We start from the raw sequence: 5,637 nt of genomic DNA, 5'->3' as shown, positions 1-5,637 counted from the left end.
TCTCCCGAGCAATGCGCACGATGGAACGAAAGCGATCGCTTGTTCCATCACCGGCTTGCCGCCATGACTGGCGATCCGCTGCTGCTGAAAGTCGCCGACGTGGTCGCCAAGAGCATGGACCAACCGCTATGGAAGCGCCTTAAAGACGAGGGGATCTATGAAGCGAAGCGAATACAACTTTATGCATCCGAGCATCGCATGATCTACGAGGCCATTGTCTGCGGCGACGTCGACGCGGCGGTCATGTATGTAGAACAGCACATCAAGCGGGTGGGTCGAGATCTTGTGCCGCGCTGACTTACCGCGATGAGCCAAGCTCGAAATGTCGGCTATCGACCCGCAGAAGACATTATGCGCACATAAATTTGAGGGGCTTTGGATGAACTCGGTTGGGGGTCCTGATGCTTGCGGAGGTGAAACCTAGCGAAGCCCTTCGCCAGCTCTATGGCGACGCCAGTAGCAGCGTTTTGATCACCAAAGTGGATGACGAATTCAACGGCATACCGTCCCCGGTTCTCATTGCAATAGCGAGCTGGAATCGCGGAATGATTCCAGGGCGGGAAGGCACGGGTCTGAGCGACACCCAGTTCGACGAAGCGGTCACACCGCTGCTCGCCCCACTGATCGAATCTGGGCGACAATCCAGGAATGTCCGTTTCCAACCCGAAGCGGACATTTTTCTTTTTGGGGGGAGAGGTGAATGAGCAGCGTTGGAATCATCGTGCGAGCTGATGTAAGTGTCGTGTCGTTGGGCAAGGATTGGGTGCCCGTCACGCTGGGGGCAAGGCAGGCCGTGGAAACCCTCGTTACGGAGCTTTTGTCAGGTAGCGGGCACCTGATGCTTACAGCCAATATCGAAGGCCTTGAGGAGAGTCTCGACCCGCGCACCGTCACAGTAAACGGCGTATGGGGGGACGAAGAACGAGCCGTTCTGCGGCAATTGTGCAGTCGATTGGGTGCGCGCTTTTATGTCGCTGAAACTGGGGATTTTGAAGAGCTTTAGCCGTTGGCGCTAAGGTCCGATTTCGACCCGAAGCAGGCATTACTTCCACCCAGTGGCTTAAAGGACATGCACTCAATGAAAATCTGGCAGGTTCTAGGTCGAGGAGAAGGATTTGTCCGTGACGGAAGGTTGTCGGGGTTCGAGTTGAACGGCGTTGTCTCAGCCGACGGCCCCAACGAAGCGTTCGAAAAGGCCATCTCGCTTGCTAAGCTTGAGTGGCCGGAGCTCGCTCAATCCGACGAGAAACGACTTCCGTGGGCAGTCATCAATGCCGACGAAGTGGAAGACATCACGGCGAGGTTGTCCGTTGATGTAGACATGATCGAGCTGTTTTGGGATGAGCAAGCGAGCACCTAATTAGTTTTTTTAGGCCCGCTTCTGACCCATAGCGGACTTATCATAAGGAGGACGCATGGCAGGCAATGACATCTGGGACTATCACATGGCCTCGGGGCTCCCGGTGGGCCGAGCAAAGGAATTGCTGTCTGCGATGTCGCCCGAGATACGAGAGCGTGTTCTGTTGGCAGTCAAGCAAAAAGGCGACCGGAAGCTGCTGGTCGACCCCACCGAGACGGATTCGGTCTTGGCGGAAAGGGTTCGCGAAGCCGCAGACGAGGCAAATCGTGCGGCTGACTTAGCGGACCGTCACGGCATAGGCCGCTGCCACTTTGTTTGGACGACGCAGAAGAAACACTTGGCAGAGCGCCACGGCATTGCCTGGCTCTCACCCGCGGACATGAATCCTGGGATCGTCTTCGATTAGGGTAGCCAAGGTCCGCTTCCGACCCAAAGCAGACCCATGCCGTGTCGCTCATGTCACACCAGTGAAGGTCTGTTCCTACGCGCTCGATAGATAACGTGGGCCGCGCTACGTCAACGGCGAGCGGTATAGGTCGGATTGGACGACAGGAACATCTAGTCCATATCTCTTGACGCACCGTTTAACGAGGTCAACGAACCAAGGTTGTGCAGTCGGTGAGATTTGGACGGATTCGATCAAGGTCGGAAGATCTACATCGATCAATACATGTGGAGCATTCGCTTCGATGAGCGGCTGATTCTGCTCTTCTATTCCCCAAACGACGGCCCGCACTTCCATTTCATGTCGAAAGCTTAAGCGCTTGTATACATAGTGATGGAAAATGTTGCCCCAATTGTAGGCGTGCCTTTCATAGTCTACATATCTCACCTCGGTGAGCCCAACGGAGATTGGCGTGGGGTCCAGCACCGCTGCAAGTCTGGCTGAGGTGGAGCGGATCGCAACGCCTTCGGTCGTTTGGAGGTAAAGCCCCCACATTGCTGCAGATTCATGTTCGCTTTTGCACCAGCAATTGACGTACATCTGTTGCCGCCAAACCTTGGTTGATTCGATGTACGACTCGATGTCTTGTTCGGTTTTGCCGTTGTCACACATCAGGTGAGTCGTTCCCTGAGTGACCGTGCCCTCATAGGGATCATCGAAATGGTCGCAACGATTGAAATAGAGCTGGTTGGTCTCGAGCAGACTGATGAACTTGGTGAAGTCCATGTAACGCCACAACGAGCTCTTCGGTTCTGGGTAGTGAAATGCCTCGTGCCCGGTGTGCAGCATGATGATTCTCTGCTCAATGAAGATGGGAAATGCTATCGGATTGGGTTCAGGCGGGCGGCGCCGACTGTTCCTTCCTTGCGAGATCTCGTTCCTAAGGGCTGGGTGGACCCTTCGGGTAGAGTGCGCTCTCGGCGTTCTGGAAATATCCGCTTCCGACCCATAGCGGACCACATTGAAAGTAGGAGAGATCGAATGGAAGATCCAGTGGAAATACACTCTTGGAAGGGCGTGCCAGTACAAGATTCGGCTAGGTGGAACGCCGCCTTTTCTCACAATCCGTCAAAGATCAAGGTCGGGGTTCCGTGCCCCCTCTGCGGGCGCATCGAGCTATTCCGTTGGCGTGACGGCGGGCGTGGCCTTTGGGAGTGGTGCAACGGTTGTGGCGCCGTTGAACACTCCACTGCAATACCGCTGATGGAATGGCTTCCCGAGGTTTCAGTCAGGCCAAGGCAACTGACTGCGCTTCCATCTTCCATTGTGGAAGCTCTGCGTGAAGTTCGTTTTCTGTAGGGCAGCATGTCCGCTTTCGACTGCGACTTCAGTCAGTCAACGCAACCCAAAGCGGACATGAGCATCTACCGGCAGCTGAAGTGGCGCGAGCCTGCGAACCGGCTCGACATTAGGCCAGACTGAATCCAATCGATGGGCTTGTTGCATCTAACGGACCAGGACCGCCATGTCGGCGGTTAATCCATACAGAGCGTGCTCTATGATTGATCGCTTCCCTGCCGTTCGGACCGTGACTTACGCATTCCGGCGCCTCCCCTTATGGGCATCCCTGTCGCTGTTTTGTGCCGTGCCCCCTTGCATGGCCACTACGACTCCAAGCGCACAGCTGCCCGACACGCCGGTTGGCCACCTTGCCGGAGAGCTGATCCGCCATGCCAATGTCGACGTCCCTGTAAAGATCGCGCGATGGGTGCCAGGTGTTCTGTCGGCATCAATGGCCGCCGACGACAAAGCAGCCTTTGTCACCGACTTGGTTTCAGCGGCGCGCGACAGCGGCGGGCTGGAGGTGTTCGATGTACGCACCGACCCACACCAGCCGGGGCTGCTCGAAGTTGCCGTCAAGGGGCGTCGCAACGCGCAGTCGGCCCTGTTCTGGTTAACCGCGGACCCGACGCATCCAGACCAGCTTGGGAGTGCGCAGCTGGTCCCAATGGACAATCCGCTTTATGCCGACTGGCCCAAGGGCACGGTGTCGCAGGAGGAGCTTGGAAAGCAGATACATACCGTACTGGATCGACTGGTAAGCGTGTCTGACTTCTCCGGTTGCGTGACCGTGTTCGATGGCGGTGAGATTGTATTCGACGAGTGCCGTGGCCTTGCCGAACGCAGCTTCAAGGTGCCGGTCGATCACCAGACGAAGTTCCGCATCGCTTCGATCGGCAAGATGTTCACCGCGGTCGCCATCGGGCAACTGGTCGAGGCCGGCAAGCTGTCTTGGAACGACACGCTGGCGAAACTGGTTCCGGAATATCCAGACCAGGCGACAGCGAAGAAGACCACGGTATGGGAGCTGCTGCACCATACCGGGGGCCTGGGCGATTTCATGGTGCCGGAATACTTCGAGCACTCCGAGCGCTACGTCAACCCGGTGGACTATCTGGCGCTGATCGCCCGCCAGCCCAAGGCGGGCGAGCCGGGCAAGGGGCTGAGCTATAGCAACGCTGGCTATGTCCTGCTCGGTCGCATCATCGAAAACGTCTCCGGCGAAAGCTACTTCGACTATATCCAGAACCATGTTTTCGAATCGGCGAAAATGACATCCAGCGGCTTCGAAAGCGTGGATGAGGTCGTGCCCGGACTCGCTGTCGGCTACTTCCACGACGATGGGGTGTTCTCAAGAAAATGGAAGGCAAACTGGATACAAGGCATCTACAAGGGCAGTCCTGCCGGCGGTGGCTATTCCACCAATACCGACCTGTTGCGTTTCGCCAAAGCCTTGCATGGAGGCGAACTGGTCAAGCCCGCCACGCTGGCTAAGATGTTCGATGGCGGAGTGCTGCTCGGTCCCGGTGTCATTGGCGCCGGCATCGACGAACGGCTTTCGCACGGCCGCCACATTCGTGGTCACCAGGGCGGCATCGAAGGCACCACGGCAAACCTGGCGATGATCTGGGAAACCGGTGCGGCCGTGGCCCTGACCAGCAATGAAGGGCCATCGCAACATTGGTTGCTAGCCGAGCAGATTGCCGACCTGCTTGCCGCCGAAGGGGCCAAGAACTGAGTTCCCGAAACGGAAAGCGCGCCCCTCATCTGTTACTAAAGCCTTCTGGCTCGACACATCATCTGGAGCAAGACCGTGGATTACTTTTTGATTCCCCTCGTAGTGATGTCCGCCCCTGTGCTCATCATTCTGATCGTGCTGCGCTACAGCTACCGACGGACGCAGGCACGTTACAACACGCTGTTGCAACTGGCCGACAAAGGCGTAGACCTGACACCCGAACTGTTGCTGGAGCCGCGGGTGGTCTATTGCGAACGGCGCAGGGCGTTAGTGCTGATCGGTGGCGGCTTGGGACTGATAGCCATGTTTCTGGCGCTGCCCGGCCAACTTGACAACGGCTTGGGCATCAATCGTCTATGGGGTATCGGTCTGTTGCCGCTGATGACGGGCTTGGGTTACCTCGCCAGTTGGTGGCTGAACCGCCGAGGAGATGTGCGTGACTGATAGCGCCGTCGAGGCGCGTATCGATCAGGCCCTGGTAACACGTGTACGCCGGGACGGCGACCGTCGTGCATTCGAACAACTGGTGCGCCGGCATCAAGGCATGGTGCGTGCGCAACTGCGTCGGCTTCTACGCGGCGATGACGCTGCGGCAGACGACATGGCGCAGGAGGCCTTTATGCTGGCGTGGCGAAACCTGGACCAGTTCCGCGGCGAGGCACGCTTTTCCAGTTGGCTGTATCGCATCGCCTATACCTGCTTCTTACAGGCACGCCGAACTACCGCACCGCACTACGGTGTCGACGATGAGGTGTTGCAACAGTTGGAGGGACCGAGGCACACGATGGATCTACAGCTCGACCTGAAGCATGC

General features: G+C 57.5%; 9 protein-coding genes. 8 read left to right on the top strand and 1 reads right to left on the bottom strand.

The window, feature by feature from the left end; all coding sequences use genetic code 11:
• The 5 genes from OUZ52_RS21995 to OUZ52_RS21975 all read left to right on the top strand — a co-directional run.
• The coding region (locus OUZ52_RS21995) for a FadR/GntR family transcriptional regulator (protein WP_266160741.1) at positions 1 to 297 on the top strand (297 nt) is incomplete at its 5' end.
• 104 nt (positions 298 to 401) lie between these two features.
• Positions 402 to 704 (top strand): hypothetical protein, encoded by a 303-nt coding sequence (locus OUZ52_RS21990; RefSeq protein WP_266160740.1) that lies wholly within the window; start codon positions 402 to 404, stop codon positions 702 to 704.
• Positions 701 to 1,003, top strand: a complete 303-nt coding sequence (locus tag OUZ52_RS21985) for a hypothetical protein (RefSeq protein WP_266160739.1) — start codon at positions 701 to 703, stop codon at positions 1,001 to 1,003. The genes OUZ52_RS21990 and OUZ52_RS21985 overlap by 4 nt, the downstream gene beginning before the upstream one ends.
• A gap of 75 nt (positions 1,004 to 1,078) precedes the next feature.
• Positions 1,079 to 1,360: a hypothetical protein gene (locus OUZ52_RS21980; RefSeq protein ID WP_266160738.1), complete on the top strand. Its 282-nt coding sequence runs from the start codon at positions 1,079 to 1,081 to the stop codon at positions 1,358 to 1,360.
• Positions 1,361 to 1,415: 55 nt separating this feature from the next.
• Positions 1,416 to 1,766, top strand: coding sequence for a hypothetical protein (locus tag OUZ52_RS21975; protein WP_266160737.1), 351 nt, complete (start codon positions 1,416 to 1,418; stop codon positions 1,764 to 1,766).
• Positions 1,767 to 1,871: 105 nt separating this feature from the next.
• Here the strand turns inward: OUZ52_RS21975 and OUZ52_RS21970 are convergent, their stop codons facing one another.
• Positions 1,872 to 2,531, bottom strand: coding sequence for a hypothetical protein (locus OUZ52_RS21970; protein ID WP_266160736.1), 660 nt, complete (start codon positions 2,529 to 2,531; stop codon positions 1,872 to 1,874).
• Between the two features lie 871 nt (positions 2,532 to 3,402).
• Here OUZ52_RS21970 and OUZ52_RS21965 point away from each other — a divergent pair.
• The 3 genes from OUZ52_RS21965 to OUZ52_RS21955 form a co-directional block, all read left to right on the top strand.
• Positions 3,403 to 4,824 carry a serine hydrolase domain-containing protein gene (locus tag OUZ52_RS21965; RefSeq protein WP_266160735.1) on the top strand — a complete coding sequence of 474 codons (1,422 nt, stop codon included), beginning with the start codon at positions 3,403 to 3,405 and terminating at the stop codon, positions 4,822 to 4,824.
• A 75-nt stretch (positions 4,825 to 4,899) separates the two neighbouring features.
• Positions 4,900 to 5,268, top strand: a complete 369-nt coding sequence (locus OUZ52_RS21960) for a DUF6249 domain-containing protein (protein WP_266160734.1) — start codon at positions 4,900 to 4,902, stop codon at positions 5,266 to 5,268.
• The coding region (locus OUZ52_RS21955) for an RNA polymerase sigma factor (protein ID WP_266160733.1) at positions 5,261 to 5,637 on the top strand (377 nt) is incomplete at its 3' end. The genes OUZ52_RS21960 and OUZ52_RS21955, both read left to right, overlap by 8 nt.

It is taken from the genome of Dyella silvatica (assembly GCF_026283955.1).
GTDB lineage: Bacteria > Pseudomonadota > Gammaproteobacteria > Xanthomonadales > Rhodanobacteraceae > Dyella_C > Dyella_C silvatica.
Note: the sequence above shows the minus strand (reverse complement) of the source record. Positions and strands in the feature narration are given on the sequence as shown.